Raw genomic sequence first — 17,567 nt, forward strand, 5'->3', positions numbered from 1 at the left:
CGCCATTCCCGAAAGTGGAGGCGGCAATGGACATCGGCAGGCAGCAATCACGTACGCCGCTGGCGCGTTTGTCGGGCGCGCGCAAGGCTTACGGCCCGGTGCAGGCGCTGGCCGGGGTGGATCTGGCGGTGCGACCGGGCGAGGTGCTGGCCCTGCTGGGCGCCAATGGCGCGGGCAAGAGCACGGCGATTTCGATCCTGCTCGGCCTGAGCGCGGCGGATGCGGGCGCGGCGCGGCTGTTCGATCAGTCGCCGCAATCGCTGCCGGCGCGGCGCGGGATTGGGGTGATGCTGCAGACCGCGGCGCTGCCCGAGGCCAATACCGTGGCCGAGCTGGTGGAGGCGGTGCGCGCCGCCTATCCGCAGCCGATGGCGCAGGACGAGTGCCTGAAGATGGCCGGACTTGCCGGGATCGAGCGCCGCCGTTACGGGCGCCTGTCCGGCGGCCAGCAGCGGCGTGTGCAGTTCGCGCTGGCGGTGTGCGGCAATCCGCGCCTGCTGTTTCTGGACGAGCCGACCACCGGCCTCGACATCGAGGCGCGGCAGGCATTGTGGGCGGCGATCCGCGCGCTGCGCGCCGGCGGTGCCGGGGTGCTGCTGACCACGCATTATCTGGAGGAAGCCGAGGCGCTGGCCGATCGGGTGGTGGTGATCGACAAGGGGCGGATCATTGCCGAGGGCAGCGTGGATGCGATCCGCGCACAGGTCTCGCGGCAACGCATCCGCTGTCGCAGCGGGCTGGACATCGCGCAGCTGCGCACGTGGCCGGGCGTGCGCAGCGCGCAGCGCGAGGGCGAGTGCATCGTCATCGAGGTCGAGGACGCGGTACCGATCCTGCGCCGCCTGCTGTCCGAACGGGTCGATCTGGGCGAACTGGAAGTCACTCGCGCCGGGCTGGCTGACGCCTTCCTGGCAATGACCAGCGACACCGACCTGGAGAAAGCTGCATGAACAGCATTCCGATCCCCATCGACTCTCGCGCACCTTCATTCGGCCGCATCGCCTGGCTGGAAGCACGCAACGAATTCCTGTCGAAGCTGCGCACGCCGGTGTTCGCCTTGCCGACGCTGCTGTTCCCGGTGGTGTTCTACCTGATGTTCGCGGTGCTGCTGAACCGTGGAAGTCCCGAGGCGGCGACCTACCTGCTGGCGACCTATGGCGTGTTCGGGGTGATGGGCGCGGCGATGTTCGGCTTCGGCGTCAGCGTGGCGATGGAGCGCACGCAGGGCCTGTTGCGCCTGCGTCGTGCGCTGCCACTGCCACCATCGAGCTGGCTGATCGCCAAGCTGGCCAGTGCGATGGTGTTTTCCCTGCTGATCGGCCTGATGCTGCTTGCGCTGGGCGTGGGCCTTGGCGGCGCCCGGGTCGGCCTTGCGCAGGCCTTGGCCCTGCTCGGCATCAATCTTGCCGGCAGCCTGCCGTTCGGCGCGATCGGCCTGTACATCGGCACCCGCAGCGGCGCCAACGGTGCGCCGGCGATCATCAACCTGGTGTTCCTGCCGATGGCGTTCCTGTCAGGGCTGTGGCTGCCCTTGTCGATGCTGCCCGGCTGGCTGGAAAAACTGGCGCCGCTGTGGCCGCCGTATCACCTGTCGCAGTTGGCCCTGAAGGTCGTCGGCAAGGACGACGGGCACGCGGTCTGGCTGCATGTGGCGGTGCTTGTGGTGGTCACCGGCGTGTTCGCGCTGCTGGCCCGGGCGCGGCTGCGTGATGCCGAATAGGAGAGGACGCAACATGAAACGCATCGAATGGCTTGCGGCACTGGTACTGGCGTTGACCCTCGGCGGCGCGGCGTGGTGGCTGGGGCGCGGTGAGGCCGCCGGCGCGATGACACCGCAGGTCGATGGCGCCGGGACCAACAGTTTTGCGATCCGCGACGTGCGCGTGTTCGATGGCGTAGGCGTGATCGACAACGCCAACCTCCTCGTGCGTGACGGACGCATCGCCGCGGTCGGCACGGGTGTCGCGATTCCTGACGGCATCGAAGTCATCGATGGCCGCGGCAAGACCGTGTTGCCTGGCCTGATCGACGCGCATGTGCATGCCTGGGGCGAGGCGCAGCGCGATGCCTTGCGCTTCGGCGTCAGCACCGAGCTGGACATGATGGGCGCGGCGCAGTCGCTGCCGGAGTTGCGTGCACAGCGCGAAACGATGACGCGCAGCGATCGCGCCGACGTGTTCAGCAGCGGCGCGGCGCTGACCGTGCCGCACGGGCATGGCACCGAATACGGCTTTGCGATGCCGGAGCTGAAGCCGGGCGATGACGTCGATGCCTTCGTCGCCGCGCGCGTGGCCGAAGGCAGCGACTTCATCAAGCTGATCGTCGATGACCTGCATGCCTTCGGCGGCAGCCAGCGCATGCCGACGCTGGACCGTGCGCAGATCGAGGCCGGCATCGCTGCCGCGCGCCGTCGCGGCCTGCTGTCGATCGTGCACGTGTCGGCACTGGACGATGCGCAGCATGCGCTGGATGCCGGCGCCGATGGCTTGGCGCATGTGTTCGTCGATCGCATCGCCGATGCGGCATTGCTGGCCTCGGCCCGGGCGCGTGGTGCCTTCGTGGTGCCGACCTTGTCGGTGATCGCCGGCTTCCAGCGCAGCGGCGAGGGCGCCGCACTGGCCGAGGATGCGCGGCTGGCGCCGCGGCTGTCGCCGGCCCAGGTCGCCATGCTGAAGGCGCGTTTCCCGGACAGTTTCCCGGCGATCCCGGCGTTGGATCATGCGCTGGAAAGCACGCGCCGGCTGCATGAGGCGGGCATCGAAATCCTGGCCGGCACCGATGCCGGCAATCCCGGCACCACGCATGGCGCCAGCCTGCATGGCGAACTGGCGCTGCTGGTGCGCGCCGGGTTGAGTCCGCGGCAAGCCCTGCAGGCTGCGACATCGAAACCCGCCGCACGTTTCGGTCTGCACGATCGCGGTCGCATCGCACCGGGCATGCGCGCCGACCTGCTCTTGGTCGAGGGCGACCCGACCGCCGACATCCACGCCACGCGGGCCATCGCGCGGGTATGGAAGAACGGCTACCCGGTCAGCGCCGAACCGCAGGCAGCGCAAGCGGCAGGGCTGCGCGAATCCGATCGGCTCGTCTCGGACTTCGAGGACGGCAACCTGTCCAGCCGCTTCGGCAGTGGCTGGCAGGCGAGCAGCGACCAGTTCATGGGTGGACGCTCCAAGGCCAACATCCGCTGGCTCGAGGGCGGCGCGGCCGGCTCGCGCGGTGCGATGCGCGTCGAGGGCGAAGTGGTTGCCGCCGGCGCGCAGCCCTGGGCCGGGGTGATGTTCTCGCCGGGCCCGGCGGTGATGCAGCCGGTCGACCTGGCTGCGCGCACAGCGATCACCTTCAAGGTCCGAGGGGATCAGGGCCAGTACGCGCTGGTCCTGCTCAGCGGTGGCGGCCAGCCGGTCGGCCATCCGCTGGAGGTCACCGGGCAATGGCGCGAAGTGCGCATCGCGCTGGCCGATATCGAGGGACTGGATGCCGCGCAGGTCGCCGCGATCATGCTGACCCGCAACTCGCCGGGTGCGTTCGAGTTCGAGCTTGACGACGTGGCCATCGAATGAGCCGGGACTTCCCTCGCGCCGCCGACTGGTTGATGCTGTCGGCGATGATCGCGCAAACACCGCCATGCCCGTGTCCCGATCGCCCCTCGTGAAGCTGCGCCACTGGTTCTCGCCGCCGGGCGAGGACCACGGCTGGATGCCGCTGGCCTCGCTGGCCTATCTGGCGTTCCTGTTCATGCCCTTGCTGATGCGCGCCTTCGGCGGGCGCACGTCGGACACCTGGCAGATGCTGCCGTTCGAGCTGGGCGCCACCTGGCTGTCGGTGGCACTGTTTTTGCCGCTGTACCTGCGCGCCTGGCGCGGCCGCGACCGTATCGGTGCCCTGTGCGTGGCGGGCATTGCCGTGCTCGGCTTCGCCTTGCTGCCGTGGAATGCCTTCGCCAATACCTACATCATCTACGCGGCGGTGTTCCTCGGCATGTGGGCGACGCCGTTGGGGCAGCGGCTGGCGCTGCTGGCGGCGATGTTGGCGTTGTTCGGCCTGGCCATGCTCGGCCTGCGCTGGCCGGTCGCGGTGATCGTTTTCATTGTCGCGGTCACCACGATGGTGTCCTTCGCCGCGTTCTTCGGCACCCACTTCCAGGTCATGCGCGAGCGCAAGCAGGCCGAGTTGAAACTGAGCCATGACGAAGTGCGCCGTATCGCCGCGGTCGCCGAGCGCGAACGCATCGGCCGCGATCTGCATGACCTGCTGGGCCATACGCTGTCGATGATCGCGCTGAAGGCCGAGCTGGCCGGCAAGCTGGCCACGCGCGATGCGGAGGCGGCGCGGCGCGAGATCGACGAGGTCGCCCACGTGGCCCGCGATGCGCTGGCGCAGGTGCGCACCGCGGTCAGCGGCATCCGCAGCGCGGTGCTGGCGGCGGAGCTGGCGTCGGCGCGGGTGCTGCTGGAGGCCGAGGGCGTTGCGGTGAGCCACGAGATCGACGCAATCCCGATGTCGGCCGAGATCGAATCGGCGCTGGCGCTGGTGTTGCGCGAGGCGGCGACCAATATCCAGCGCCATGCCCGCGCGCGGCATGCGCGCATTCGCCTGCGCGCGGAAGGTGACGCGCTGCGTCTCGATATCGAGGACGACGGCCGTGGCGGCACGCCGCGCGCCGGCCATGGCATCGCCGGCATGCACGAGCGCATCGCGGCATTGGGCGGCACGCTTGCCATCGAACCGTGCGCACCGCACGGCCTGTGCGTATCGGCCCGGGTGCCGAGGCAGGGTGCGGGATGATCCGGGTGCTGATCGCCGAAGACCAGGCCATGCTGCGCGGCGCGCTGGCGGCGCTGCTGAATCTGGAAAGCGACATCGAAGTCGTCGCCGAAACCGGCGATGGCGAAAGCGCCTGGCGCGAGCTGCAGCGCATCAAGCCCGACCTGCTGTTGACCGACATCGAAATGCCCGGCCTGACCGGGCTGGAACTGGCGCAGCGCGTGCAGCGCCATGCACTGCCGGTCAAGGTGGTCATCGTGACCACCTTCGCGCGCGCGGGCTTTTTGCGCCGCGCGCTGGATGCGGGCGTGCTCGGTTACCTGCTGAAGGACGCGCCGGCGGAGAAACTGGCCGATGCCCTGCGCCAGGTGCATCGCGGTGGCCGCGCCATCGACCCGCAGCTTGCCCTCGAAGCCTGGGGCGAGGCCGACCCGCTGACCGATCGCGAACGCCAAGTGCTGCGCCTGGCCGGCGAAGGCCTGCCGGCCGGCGAGATCGCCGCGCAACTCAAGCTGTCACCCGGAACCGTGCGCAACTACCTGTCCGAAGCCATCGGCAAGCTCGGCGTTGGCAACCGCATCGAAGCGTATCGGCTTGCGCGGCAGAAGGGCTGGCTGTAGGCAACCCGGGAAGAGGTCGCGGCTGCCGGTTGGCGTGGTCGGAGCGGGGATGCCCGGGGCTTCATCGATCAGAGGGCGTGGATGACGGAGCAGCCACATCGCACGTGACCGGCGACACATGCCGGCTGAGACAATTTTCGCGCCGATGGTGTAGTGTCCCGCTGTGATCGGGTTCACGCATCGAGCGGAGAAAGCATGGCGACGGTACTTTTCGAAAACATGGGTCACCGCTGCGTGGCGTTCAGTGGGCTGGTCAAGGAGGATGACGGCATCCAGGCCAACCAGTTCCTGATCCAGGATGCCGGCAAGTCCGCGATCATCGACCCGGGTGGTGACCTGTTATATACGCCGCTGTGGTTGGCGATGTGCCGTTACACCGAGTTGAGCGACATCCGCTGGTTGCTGCCCTCGCACCAGGACCCGGACATCATCGGTGCGCTCGGGCGCTGGCTGGCCAATACCCCGGCGCAACTGGTGTGTTCGCGCCTGTGGGGCCGTTTCGTGCCGCACAACATCTCCGCCCTGCAGCAGAGCAAGCTGGGCGATGACCGTTATCACCTGCTCGCCGACACCGGCGGCACCATCGCGCTCGGCAATTGCGTCCTGCATGCACTGCCCGCGCACTTCCTGCATTCGGTCGGCAACTTCAGCTTCTATGATCCGTTGAGTCGGATCCTGTTCTCCGGTGACATCGGCTCCTCGATGGTGGATACCGAAACCCCCTATGCCCCGGTCACCGACTTCCAGGCGCACACGGAGAAGATGCGCGGCTTCCACCAGCGCTACATGGCCTCGACCCGGGTCGCCAGGCTGTGGGTGAACATGGTGCGTGATCTCGACCCGGTGATGATCGTGCCGCAGCATGGTCTGCCGATGGATCAGAACACCATCCCGCAGTTCCTCGAGTGGCTGGCCAATCTGCCCTGCGGCATCGACATCATGGACGAGGAAACTTTCCGGCTGCCGCCCGAACTTGGTGGACGCAAGCGATCCGGCAGCGGGGTCCAGGCGTTCTGATCCGCGTGGCGGGTTGCCCGCCACGTTGGTGCCGCGGTTGCTGAGCCTCAGCCGCCGAAGCGCTGCTTGAGCATCGCCCAGGCCGCGCGCAGGCCCTGCGCTTCGCCACCGGCCGGGCGGCCTGGGCGGTCGTTGTCGTTCCAGGAATACACGTCGAGGTGTGCCCATGGCTGTTCCCGTGCCACGAAGCGCTGCAGATACAGGGCGGCGGTGACGCTGCCGGCCATCGGCGTGTTGCTGGCGTTGGCGAGGTCGGCGATGCCGCTCTTGAGGTAGCGCAGATAGGGCTGCCACAGCGGCATCCGCCACAGCGGGTCGAAGTGCTCGCGACCGGCGGCGAGCCAGGCCTCGGCCACGCCGTCTTCATTGGCGTACAGCGCCGGCAGGTCCGGCCCCAGGGCGACGCGTGCGGCGCCGGTGAGGGTGGCGAAGTCCAGCATCAGTTCGGGGTGATCCTCGCCGGCGCGGGTCAGTGCATCGCACAGCACCAGTCGGCCTTCGGCGTCGGTATTGTCGATTTCCACGCTCATGCCCTTGCGTGTGGCGATGACTTCACCGGGGCGCAGCGCGTCCGGGCCGACCGCGTTTTCCACCGCGGCCACCAGCAGCGACAGGCGCAGTGGCAGCCGCCGCGCCATGATCAGTTCGGCCAGCGCGATCGCGTGCGCGGCGCCGCCCATGTCCTTCTTCATGTTGCGCATGCCGGCGCTGGCCTTCATGTTGAGGCCGCCGGTATCGAAGCACACGCCCTTGCCGATCAGCGCCAGGTGCGGGGCATCGGACTGGCCCCAGTGCAGCCGGATCAGGCGCGGCGCGCGATGCGAGGCGCGACCGACCGCATGGATCGCCGGATAGTTCTGTTCCAGCAAGGCATCGCCACTGATGACCTCCACTTCGGCGCCGTGCGCCCGGGCGATCCCGCGCACCACCTGTTCCAGCTGATCCGGGCCCATGTCTTCGGTCGGCGTGTTGACCAGATCGCGCACGCGCAGGCAGGCGGCGAGGACGTCCAGCGTTTCGGCATCGGCATCATCGTCCAGCAGCAATCGTGCCGGCTGCCGGCCGGGTTTCTTGTAGCGGTCGAAGCGGTAGCTGCCCAGACCCCAGCCCAGCAGCAACGCCTTGCGCGTCGCGTCGTCCAACTCGCCGGCCACGCGCCAGCTGCCCTCGGGCAGGGCGAGCGGGGCATGCGCATGGCAGAACGGATCATGCGGATTCCCGATGCCGATCACCGCACCGGCGAGGGTGCCGTCATCGGCGGGCAGCAGCGCGTGGCTGCCGGCCTTGGCGCTGAACGCCTGTGCCTGCAGCCAGTGCCGCACCGCTTCGGGCTGCGCATCGCGCCAGGCATCGAAGCCCTCGCACGGCACGCAATGCAGGGGCAGGGCGGTGGCATCGGGATCTCGGCGCAGGCCGGGCAAGTCGTTCATGAGTGTTCCTGGGTCGGGGGCGAAGCGTCCAGCCAATCGGCCAGTGCCGCCAGGGTGGGGAATCGGAGATCGGGGACGAAATCGCGGCGTGGCCAGGTCGGATGGCGTTCGCGTGCGTCCTCGCGGTGCAGCCAGCAGGTCGCGAGGCCCGCGCGCCGCGCGCCGGCGACGTCCGCCTCGACGTCGTCCCCGACGTGCAGCACCTCGCCGGGCGCCAGGCCCAGCCGTTCGCAGGCGTGCAGGAAGATGCCCGGATCGGGCTTGGCCGCGCCGAATTCGCGCGCGCTCACGCGCAGCACGAACAACTGGCCGATGCCGATGACATCGAGGTCGGCATTGCCGTTGGTCAGCGCACACAGCGGTCGCCGTGCGGCGATGCGGGACAGCGCCGCGGCCGCATCGGGGTAGAACTCCACGCGATTGCGTTCGGCATAGAACGTGGCGTAGGCGGCCTCCGCCAGCGCCGGATCCTCGCCGCTTTCGGCCAGCGCCAGCTCGATCCCGCGGCGGCGCAGCCAGCTCGGGTCATGCGCCTTGTCGGGATGGCGCTGCATCACGCGCTCGCGCAGGCGGCGCATGGCGGGGATCGGGAATTGCGCCGCGGTGCGCGGAGCGTGGCGTTCGAACCATGCGTGCAGGACGCGCTCGATGCGTGCGCCGATCGGCGGGAACGGCCACAGCGTGTCGTCGAGGTCGAGGGTCAGCGCGCGGATATGGTCGGGTTGCACGCGTGCATTGTAGGCCGCTGATTTATTCCAGCAGCCTGGCCCAGCCTTCCCAGCCCTCGATCCGGGCGAGCACGATCTTGACGCAGACCAGCAGCGGCACCGCCAGCAGCAGACCGATGATGCCCCAACCCCAGCCGAACACCATCAGCCCGATCACCAGGATCAATGGCGAGATCGCCATGCGCTTGCCGAGCACGATCGGGGTGATGATCTGCCCTTCCACCGTATGCAGACCCAGGTACAACGCCGCCGGCAACAGCGCCGGACCGATCTCGGCATGGGTGATGAAGCCCATCAGCAGGAACAGCAGTACGCCGATCAGCGGGCCGACATAGGGCGCGTAATTGAGCAGGGCGGCGATGGTGCCCCACAGCAGGGCCTCGGGCATGGCCATGCCGGTGACGAAGCGCAGCAGCAGGGCCAGCACCAGGCCGACGGCGAAGTTGATCACGCTGATGGTGAGCACATAGCGCGACATCTCGCGCTCGATCGATTGCAAGATGTCGACGGTGATGCGTTTCTGCTGCCGGCTGGGCAACAGATCCAGGGCGTGTTTCTGCAGGTTCTGCCCGAAGATCATGAAGAACAGGGTGAGCAGGATCACCGCCAGCACCTGGGTCAGGAACTTGGGCGTCGCGGTCAGTGCCCGGTAGGGGTCGTTGATCTCGGTCTTGACCACCTGCGGCGGAGCCTTGTTCACGTTCTCGCCACCGGCGGCACGGGCGATGTTTTCCGCCACCTTGTTGGCGTCCTGCACCGGTTTGGCGAGCGTCTGCAGCTTCGGCGCCAGCTTGCGCATCTGCTGCGGCACCTCGCTGAACCAGGCGGCGGCAGGCTGCACCAGTTGCCGACCGAGGGCGAAGGCCAGCGCCAGGCCACCGAGCAACACCAGGATCGCGGCCAGCGGACGCGGCAGCCACAGTTTCTGCAACAGCCGGATGATCGGGTTGCCGATCAGTGCGAAGAACAGTGCAAGCAGGATCGGCAGCACGATCTCCTGCGTGGCCCACAGGGTGAAGCAGACTGCCAGTGTGGCGAGCACCAATTGCGCAATGCTGGCGCGTGGGCGCGGGGGTGGTTCCTCGGGTGCGGTCGCGATCCCCCCCGTCGCGGTCGGCATGCCCGGTGCGTTGCTCATACCAGCCCGCTGCGGCGCAAGCGCTCGTGGGCCTGCAGGCGTTCGGCGTGCGCGCGTGCCTCGGCCTGCAGCGCATCTTCGTATGCACGCGTCGCCGCCTCGCTGTCGGTCATGGCAGGTGCATCCGCCCCTTCCGCTGCGCGCGCGGCCTGATCGGCACCATCCGCCGCCGCGGCTGCATTGCCGCTGGCGACGATCCCGGCCAAGGCGCTCATCAGTTGCAACGCACCGCCGCCGGTGACCTGGCGCATGGGCCGGGCACGGCCCACCAGGAAGCCGCTGGCCAGCCCGGCGACCACGATCCGCCCCGGGGTCCAGGCCGCCTGCCAGGAGCGCACCAGCTGCCGCCAGTCGGCGCCGACGCTGCGCTCGCGCGCTTCCAGTGCCTGTTCGGCCTGACTCACCTTGTCGATCAGTTTCTCGAAGCCCATGTCGTCTCGTGCAAGCGGGGGTGGCGGCCGTGGCCGCGGGTCAGGGCGGGGTGACGTCCACGCCCTGGCGATCCTTGACCGGGGTGCCGTTGGCATCCTCGCAAGGCAGTTCTTCGGTGGCCTCCTTGGCCGATTGCGCATCACCTGCATCCGGTGTGTGCTCGGCCAGCTCGCCAATGCCCAGGCGTGCCAGCTGGCGCCGTGTCGCCTTCATCCGCGTGTGCTCGAAATAGCGCATCGCGCGCCAGCCGGCGAGCGCGGCGCCAAGCAGGCACACCAGGCCGACGATGGCCAGCGACAGCGACCATGGCAGCCCGAGCTTGATGGCGAGGAACACCACCAGCGCCGCGGTCAGCAGCAGTCCGGCCACCGAGCCGAACACGATCGCGACGCCGGTGAAGGCCAGCGTGCGACCGAAGGCGCTGCGCGCCAGCGACACATCGGCCGCGACCAGGGTGCGCAGGGCCTTGCCGGCATCCTTGGCCGCGCCGAGGCCGGCGCGGCCGGTGGCGCCGACCTGACGGAAGGCTTCCAGCAGGTCGGCGGGCTCGTCCGTGTGTTCGGGCCCGGGAGCGGAGGCGTCGGCCACCGCGCTTACTTGTCGTCGCCGCCGGAGCGCGCCAGCTTGGCGATCGCCCAGCCGGTGGCGAAGGCGATGCCGAACGCGGTCAGCGGACGCTCGCGGATCAGCTCGGCGGCGCTGTCGATCATGTCGCGGCTTTTGTCCATCAGCACGTCCATCTGCTCCTTGGCGGCGGCGCCCATCTCCTCGGCCGCGTTGAGCCCGGCCACCGCGCCATCGGCCAGTTCCGCCTTCATGTTGGCGCGGCCCAGGCGCAGCTCGTCACCGGCAGCCGCTGCGGCGCCCTTGATCGATTCGCCGGCATGGCTGGCGGCCTGCTTGAGGTGGCTGCCGGCTTCGCTGAGGTTTTCTTTCACATTGCTCATGGTGGTGCTCCTGTGGGGTGGTGTGTCAGGGGATGACGAGGGTGCCGATGCGGTTGCCATCGCGCCAGATGCGCAATGCCAGTTGCGGCGGCGGTTGCTGGAAACTGGCACGGAAACCGGCCAGGTCGTTGAAACGTCCGCTGCTGGACTCGAGGACGACGTCGCCGGCGCGCAGGCCGGCACGGGCGGCGCGGCTGGAAGCCTCCACCGCGCTGACCTGGATCCCGCGCGCACCTTGGCGACGCAGGGTTTCGGGCAGCTCGGCGAAGGTCACCCCGGCCAGGCGCGGGTCCAGGCTGGCGCCGTCACGCGGCTGCTCCTGCAGGCCGGCACTCAGCCGCAGCGGCTGGCCGTCGCGACGGATGTCGAGGGTGACGCGCGCGTCGGCGGCCTGCAGGCCCTGGAAGTTGCGGAAGTCCTCCGCGCTGGCGATGCGCCGGCCATTGCCGGCGACGATCACGTCGCCGGCACGCAAGCCGGCGCGTTCGGCCGAGGAGCCCGGATACACGCGCGTGACCAGCGCGCCGCTGGCCGATTCCAGGCCCAGCGCGCGCACGTCACGTGCGCTGATGTCGCGGGTGTCGATGCCCAGCGAGCCGCGCCGCACTTCGCCGCGGGTGGCGAGCTGGCGCATGATGTCGCGCGCGAGATTGCTGGGGATGGCAAAGCCCAGGCCAATGTTGCCGGCCATCGAGCCGCGCGGATTGAAGCTGGCGGTATTGATGCCGACCAGGCGCCCATCCAGATCGACCAGTGCACCGCCGGAATTGCCCGGGTTGATGCTGGCATCGGTCTGGATGAAGTTCTGGAAGCCGAGCCCCGGCAGGTTGCTGCGCCCGACCGCCGAGACGATGCCCGAGGTCACGGTCTGGCCGACGCCGAACGGATTGCCGATCGCGACCACGAAATCGCCGACCCGCAATGCGCCGCTGTCGGCCAGCGTCACCGCGGTCAGGTCCTGCGCCGGGATCTGCATCAGCGCGACGTCGGTATCGCGGTCGGAGCCGAGGAAGCGCGCGGTCAGCGTGCGGCCATCGGCGAGGGTGACGGAGACATCGTCGGCGCCTTCGATCACGTGATGATTGGTCAGCACGTAGCCGCGCGCGGCATCCACGATCACGCCCGAGCCCAGCGATTCGTTGATGCGCTCGGCGGGGATGCCGAACATGCGGCGGAACACCGGGTCATCGCCGAACGGGGTATTGATGCGCACCCGTTGCTTGCTGTGCACGCTGACCACCGCCGGCATCACCCGCTGCAGCATCGGCGCCAGCGAGGGCAGCGGCTGGCCGCCGACCGCGGCGGGCAGGCTGGCGCCATTGGCGAGCGCCGCGGCCGGGGCTGCCTGGGCCTGGACCGGCTGGGTCATGGCATCGCGCAACGCAGTCGCCGCGAAACCGCCGAAGGCGGCCGCGGCGGCCAGAACCAGCAAGGTGGGCAGGGGGCGCATGGCGCGGCGTGGGGCGTGCTCGGGCATCGGTGTCCTTTTATCGCTGCAGACCGGTCGGCTTGGCGTGAACGCGCGACGGGGCATGTGCGGGCAGTGTGCCTCGATATGCCTGAGTGCGCGGTTAAACGCAGGCGATCTGCGCAATCGGGGGTGTCCGGCCCCGTGGCGCAAGCGGATTGCAAGATGAATGCGCGAGGCGGTTGACAGACCCATCGCCGCCTCTGTAGCGTTCCCTCCTGCGCCACAACATCTTGGGGTCGGGTTTTCCACGCACACCCAAGTATTGGGTTCCGACCCGCAGGCGCAGGGGAAGCACACCGACCCGCGTCCGGCGCCCGTGGTGGCCGGGGTCAAGGCCGGCGATGCCTTCCCGCAACACGGGCGCGCGATGTCGCGCGCGCACTGGTCAACTCGAGAACAAGGAGCAGTCAACAGCATGAGCAGCGTGCGCCTCGAAGCCGTCGGAAGCGACGCCCAGGGTCTGGTGGACATCGCGCTGCAGCCGGCGTCGCTGGACATCTGGGACAAGAAGTACCGGCTGAAGACCAAGCAGGGTGAGGCGATCGATGCCGACATCGAAGCCACCTGGCAGCGCGTGGCCAAGGCGCTGGCCGGGGCGGAAGCGACTCCGGAGTTGCGCAAATACTGGGGCGAGCGCTTCGCCTGGGCGCTGCGCCGTGGCGCGATCCCGGCCGGGCGCATCACCTCCAATGCCGGCGCACTGGAACACAAGCCGGCCACCAGCACCATCAACTGCACGGTGTCGGGCACCATCACCGACTCGATGGACGGCATCCTGGAGAAGGTGCATGAAGCCGGGTTGACGCTGAAGGCCGGTTGCGGCATCGGCTACGAATTCTCCACGCTGCGTCCGAAGGGCGCCTTCGTCGCCGGTGCCGGTGCCTACACCTCAGGGCCGATGTCGTTCATGGACATCTACGACAAGATGTGCTTCACCGTGTCCTCGGCCGGTGGCCGCCGCGGCGCGCAGATGGGCACCTTCGATGTCAGCCACCCGGACGTGCGCGACTTCATCCGCGCCAAGCGCGAGGACGGCCGCCTGCGCCAGTTCAACCTCAGCCTGCTGATCACCGACGGTTTCATGCAGGCGGTCGAGAACGACGCCGACTGGCCGCTGCTGTTCCCGCTCTCGCGCAAGGAGCTGGACGAAGTCGACCTGCAGGACGAAAGCCAGGTGCAGTGGCGCGAGTGGCCGACGCACGAGGGCTACGTGGTGCGCGAGGATGGCCTGGTCGCATGCAAGGTCTACGGCCATCTCAAGGCACGGCACCTGTGGGACATGATCATGGTCTCCACCTACGACTACGCCGAGCCGGGCTTCATCCTGATCGACCGCGTCAACGAAATGAACAACAACTGGTGGTGCGAGAACATCCGCGCGACCAATCCCTGCGGCGAGCAGCCGCTGCCGCCGTACGGCGCCTGCCTGCTCGGCTCGGTCAACCTGACCCGCTTCGTGCGCGATCCGTTCACCGACAAGGCGCGCTTCGACTGGGAGGAATACAAGGAAGTGGTGCGGGTGTTCACCCGCATGCTCGACAACGTGGTCGAGATCAACGGCCTGCCGCTGCAGCAGCAGCGCGAAGAGATCCTGCGCAAGCGTCGCCACGGCATGGGCTTCCTCGGCCTGGGCAGCACCATGACCATGCTGCGCATGAAGTACGGCTCGGCCGAATCGTGCGAGTTCACCGAGGCGATCGCGCGCGAGATGGCGCTGGCCGGTTGGGAAGTCGCGCTGCAGCTGGCGCGCGAAAAAGGCCCGGCGCCGATCATGGAGGAACGCTTCACGGTCACCGCCGAAATGCTGCGCAAGCGCCCGGAGATGGAGCGCGACGGCTGGCGTGTCGGCCAGCAGATTCCCGGCAAGGTGCTGCACGCGAAGTATTCGCGCTACATGCAGAAGGTCGCCGAAATCGCACCGGACCTGGTCGATGAACTGGCCGAGCATGGCGCGCGCTTCACCCACCACAGCTCGATCGCGCCGACCGGCACCATTTCGCTCAGCCTCGCCAACAACGCGAGCAACGGCATCGAACCGTCCTTCGCCCACCACTACAGCCGCAACGTGATCCGCGAAGGCAAGAAGAGCAAGGAAAAGGTCGACGTGTTTTCCTTCGAGCTGCTCGCCTACCGTGCGCTGGTCAATCCGTCGGCGATGCCCTATGCCGAGGAGCCGGGCAAGCAACTGCCGGACTACTTCATCGCCGCCGACGACATCAGCCCGAAGGAGCACGTCGACGTGCAGGCCGCGGCACAGAAGTGGGTCGATTCGTCGATCTCCAAGACCGCCAACGTGCCGACCGATTACCCGTACGAAGACTTCAAGGACATCTACCGCTACGCGCACCAGCAGGGGCTGAAGGGCTGCACCACCTTCCGTTTCAACCCGGCGGCGTTCCAGGGCGTGCTGGTCAAGGAAGCGGACCTGGAGAACACCACCTACCGCTTCGAGCTGGAGGATGGCGAAGTGGTCGAAGTGCGCGGCAACGAGGAGATCGAATACGACGGCGAGCTGCACACCGCGGCCAACCTCTTCGATGCGCTGAAGGAGGGGTATTACGGCAAGTTCTGATGGGCCATGCCGGGTGTCGCGCGATGGCGTCATCACGCGCCATTGCGGTGCGCAAGGGTATAGCATCGCGCGGGTAACACCCGAAAACCAACCATCAGCTTGACGCCCACAAGGAGGGCATATGGCCAAGAAGAAGAGCACCGGCGTGGCGGCAGCCCTCGGCACCGCTGCGGAAAACGTCAAGGACACCGCTGCCAATGTCGGCAGCACCATCGCGTCCACCGCCAGCGGTGCGGTGGCCACCGTCAAACGCGTCGCCAGCAAGGCTGGCAAGGCCGTGGGCAAGACCGCCGGCAAGGCAACCAAGGCGGTGGCGAAGAAGGAAGGCGAGCTGAAGAAGTCGCTGTCCAAAAGCGCAGCCAAGGCGCGCGCCGAAGCGGCGGCACTGAAGAAGAAGGGTGTCGGCAAGGCGGCCAGCAGCAAGAAGACGGCAAAGAAGGCGACGAAGAAGGTGGCCAGGAAAGCCGCAGTGAAGAAGGCGGTGGCAAAGAAGGCGAGTGCGAAGAAGGCCGCGGTGAAGAAGACCGTGGCAAAGAAGGCCGCCGCGGTCCGCAGTGCCGGCAAGAAGGTGACCAGGAAGGTGGCCAAGAAGGCGGCCACGACCCGGGCCACGGCCAAGCGCACGGCGAACAAGGCGGCCAGCAAGGTGGTCAAGGCCACCGCGAGCGCCAAGCGCAAGAGCGCGGCGACTGCGAAGAAGGCCGCACGCAGCGCCGGGGCGAAGAAGGCCGCCGCGACCCGCGCCGCGAAGAAGTAACCGGGCCTGGCATCCGGGGTACCCGTCGGGTACCGAAAGCCCAGCGCCCGCCGCCTGATGGCGGCGGGCATTCCACCGCAACAGACACAGACAAGCAGGCAAGGATCACATGGCCGTCAAGATCGACAAGAAAATCAAGGGTTATGCCGTCATCACCCCCGAGGACAAGGCGCGTGAAGCGCAACCGGCAAGCCAGGGGAGCAGCGTGGCCCGCGAGACGGTCGAGGCCGAGAGTGCCGAGGACAACGTGATCCAGATGCACGAGAAGATCGAGCGCCCCGAGGTGCTGATCGGCTCGACCTACAAGATCAAGTCGCCGCTGGTCGAGCATGCGATGTACGTCACCATCAACGACATCGTGCTCAATGCCGGCACCGACCATGAGCAGCGTCGCCCGTTCGAGATCTTCATCAATTCCAAGTCGATGGAGCATTTCCAGTGGATCGTCGCGCTGACCCGGATCATGTCCGCGGTGTTCCGCAAGGGCGGCGACGTGACCTTCCTGGTCGAGGAAATGAAAGCGGTGTTCGACCCCAAGGGCGGCTATTTCAAGGCCGGTGGCGTGTACATGCCCTCGCTGGTGGCCGAGCTGGGCTGCATCGTCGAAGAGCATCTCAAGACCATCGGCCTGCTGCGCGATCCGGAGATGAGCGAGCACCAGCGCGCCCTGATCGCGGAAAAGCGCAAGGCGTGGGAAGAGCAGCACAACGGCTCAAAAAAAAACCCTGAAGCCGGGGAGGTGAGCGCCGCCACGGCCACCGCGCGCAGCGAGGACATCGCCGTCACCGGCGAAGGCGTGAGCTTCCCGCCCAGCGCCACCATGTGCCACAAATGCCATGCCAAGTCGGTGGTGATCATGGATGGCTGCGCCACCTGCCTCAACTGTGGCTACAGCAAATGCGGTTGAGTGCACGCCGCAATGGATGAAGTCGGACAGGCCCTGCGGGGCCTGTCTTGCCGTTGGCGACCCGCAAAAACCGTACGCGCGCGCCCTGCCATGATTTTTCGCAGCGCAGGTTAAATCCTCGTTTGCCCGCAAACCGGGCAGGGGTGGAAGTTCAGGTGGGCTCGTTCAAGGTCGGGGCACGGTCGCTCTTTCCCCCGAACCCTGCAGGCGACCGTGCGTGCCCCGGGATTTCCTGCGGCACGGTTTCAATCCCCCAAGAACGACGAGGTACCACCCATGAAACAACGCAAGACTCTTGCCCCCCTGCTGATTGCCTCCGCCTTTGCCCTGGCCGCCGCGCCGCTGGCGTTTGCACAGGACGCGCAGGAAAAGCAGCAGGAAGAACAGACGCAGCAGCAGGAGCCGCCGGCGGCCGAAGCTGCCCCGCAACAGGCCCAGGGTGCTTCCACCAGCTGGAACGACCTGGATGTCGATGGCAATGGCAGCCTGAGCAAGGAAGAGGCTTCCAAGGTGCCGAGCCTGGCCGAAATCTTCGATCAGGCCGATGCCGACAAGGATGGCCAATTGACCGCCGACGAATACAAGGCCTTCGTTGCGGAGAATTACCCGCAGCAGCAGCCGACCAGCGAACAGGGCGGGCAGTAAGCGGCCTTTCGCGTTGCCGGTCCGGCGACCTGGCCGGGACGCAAGCGGACAACAACAAGAACAAGGTTGTGGCCAACCGGGCGGCGTGAGTCGCCCGGTTGTTTTTTGGCTGGCGGCCGTGCCCGGAAGCTCGCCA

The 17,567-nt window shown here is 67.9% G+C and carries 17 protein-coding genes; 10 read left to right on the forward strand and 7 right to left on the reverse strand.

Features of this window, described 5'->3' with window-relative positions:
* The first annotated feature begins 26 nt into the window (after positions 1-26).
* From ACW11F_RS06700 to ACW11F_RS06725, 6 genes are all read left to right on the forward strand, one after another.
* Positions 27-950: an ATP-binding cassette domain-containing protein gene (locus ACW11F_RS06700; RefSeq protein WP_456996138.1), complete on the forward strand. Its 924-nt coding sequence runs from the start codon at positions 27-29 to the stop codon at positions 948-950.
* A complete protein-coding gene (locus tag ACW11F_RS06705) occupies positions 947-1,720 on the forward strand; it encodes an ABC transporter permease (protein WP_456996139.1) in 774 nt (257 codons plus the stop codon). The genes ACW11F_RS06700 and ACW11F_RS06705 overlap by 4 nt, the downstream gene beginning before the upstream one ends.
* A 13-nt stretch (positions 1,721-1,733) precedes the next feature.
* A complete protein-coding gene (locus tag ACW11F_RS06710; RefSeq protein ID WP_456996140.1) occupies positions 1,734-3,563 on the forward strand; it encodes a CIA30 family protein in 1,830 nt (609 codons plus the stop codon).
* Between the two features lie 70 nt (positions 3,564-3,633).
* The gene (locus tag ACW11F_RS06715) at positions 3,634-4,788 is read left to right on the forward strand and encodes a sensor histidine kinase (RefSeq protein WP_456996141.1); all 1,155 of its coding nucleotides are present in this window, start codon (positions 3,634-3,636) and stop codon (positions 4,786-4,788) included.
* The gene (locus tag ACW11F_RS06720) at positions 4,785-5,387 is read left to right on the forward strand and encodes a response regulator (protein ID WP_456996142.1); all 603 of its coding nucleotides are present in this window, start codon (positions 4,785-4,787) and stop codon (positions 5,385-5,387) included. Before ACW11F_RS06715 ends, ACW11F_RS06720 begins: the two co-directional genes overlap by 4 nt.
* Before the next feature lie 195 nt (positions 5,388-5,582).
* Positions 5,583-6,404, forward strand: coding sequence for an oxygen-binding di-iron domain-containing protein (locus ACW11F_RS06725; RefSeq protein WP_456996143.1), 822 nt, complete (start codon positions 5,583-5,585; stop codon positions 6,402-6,404).
* Positions 6,405-6,451: 47 nt separating this feature from the next.
* Here ACW11F_RS06725 and ACW11F_RS06730 read toward each other — a convergent pair whose 3' ends face one another.
* Genes ACW11F_RS06730 through ACW11F_RS06760 form a run of 7 tightly spaced genes read right to left on the reverse strand, consistent with a single transcriptional unit; the run spans position 6,452 to position 12,529 of the window.
* Positions 6,452-7,834 carry a leucyl aminopeptidase family protein gene (locus tag ACW11F_RS06730; RefSeq protein WP_456996145.1) on the reverse strand — a complete coding sequence of 461 codons (1,383 nt, stop codon included), beginning with the start codon at positions 7,832-7,834 and terminating at the stop codon, positions 6,452-6,454.
* Positions 7,831-8,562, reverse strand: a complete 732-nt coding sequence (locus ACW11F_RS06735) for an HAD family hydrolase (RefSeq protein ID WP_456996146.1) — start codon at positions 8,560-8,562, stop codon at positions 7,831-7,833. The genes ACW11F_RS06730 and ACW11F_RS06735 overlap by 4 nt, the downstream gene beginning before the upstream one ends.
* A 22-nt stretch (positions 8,563-8,584) precedes the next feature.
* Entirely contained in the window at positions 8,585-9,700 is a 1,116-nt protein-coding gene (locus ACW11F_RS06740; protein WP_456996147.1) for an AI-2E family transporter, read from the reverse strand.
* Positions 9,697-10,131, reverse strand: a complete 435-nt coding sequence (locus ACW11F_RS06745; RefSeq protein WP_456996148.1) for a hypothetical protein — start codon at positions 10,129-10,131, stop codon at positions 9,697-9,699. The genes ACW11F_RS06740 and ACW11F_RS06745 overlap by 4 nt, the downstream gene beginning before the upstream one ends.
* A gap of 40 nt (positions 10,132-10,171) precedes the next feature.
* Positions 10,172-10,720 (reverse strand): phage holin family protein, encoded by a 549-nt coding sequence (locus ACW11F_RS06750; protein WP_456996149.1) that lies wholly within the window; start codon positions 10,718-10,720, stop codon positions 10,172-10,174.
* A 5-nt stretch (positions 10,721-10,725) separates the two neighbouring features.
* Positions 10,726-11,079 (reverse strand): hypothetical protein, encoded by a 354-nt coding sequence (locus ACW11F_RS06755; RefSeq protein ID WP_456996151.1) that lies wholly within the window; start codon positions 11,077-11,079, stop codon positions 10,726-10,728.
* Between the two features lie 25 nt (positions 11,080-11,104).
* Positions 11,105-12,529 carry a trypsin-like peptidase domain-containing protein gene (locus ACW11F_RS06760; protein ID WP_456996152.1) on the reverse strand — a complete coding sequence of 475 codons (1,425 nt, stop codon included), beginning with the start codon at positions 12,527-12,529 and terminating at the stop codon, positions 11,105-11,107.
* 436 nt (positions 12,530-12,965) lie between these two features.
* Between ACW11F_RS06760 and ACW11F_RS06765 the strand changes: the two genes are divergently transcribed.
* From ACW11F_RS06765 to ACW11F_RS06780, 4 genes are all read left to right on the forward strand, one after another.
* Positions 12,966-15,122, forward strand: coding sequence for an adenosylcobalamin-dependent ribonucleoside-diphosphate reductase (locus ACW11F_RS06765; RefSeq protein WP_456996153.1), 2,157 nt, complete (start codon positions 12,966-12,968; stop codon positions 15,120-15,122).
* Positions 15,123-15,243: 121 nt separating this feature from the next.
* On the forward strand, positions 15,244-15,879 hold the full coding sequence (locus ACW11F_RS06770; protein ID WP_456996154.1) for a hypothetical protein: 636 nt from the start codon (positions 15,244-15,246) through the stop codon (positions 15,877-15,879).
* Between the two features lie 109 nt (positions 15,880-15,988).
* Positions 15,989-16,786 (forward strand): TSCPD domain-containing protein, encoded by a 798-nt coding sequence (locus ACW11F_RS06775; RefSeq protein ID WP_456996155.1) that lies wholly within the window; start codon positions 15,989-15,991, stop codon positions 16,784-16,786.
* A gap of 276 nt (positions 16,787-17,062) precedes the next feature.
* Positions 17,063-17,431, forward strand: coding sequence for an EF-hand domain-containing protein (locus tag ACW11F_RS06780; protein WP_456996156.1), 369 nt, complete (start codon positions 17,063-17,065; stop codon positions 17,429-17,431).
* Positions 17,432-17,567 lie beyond the last annotated feature (136 nt).

The organism is Luteimonas sp. e5, from assembly GCF_054031035.1.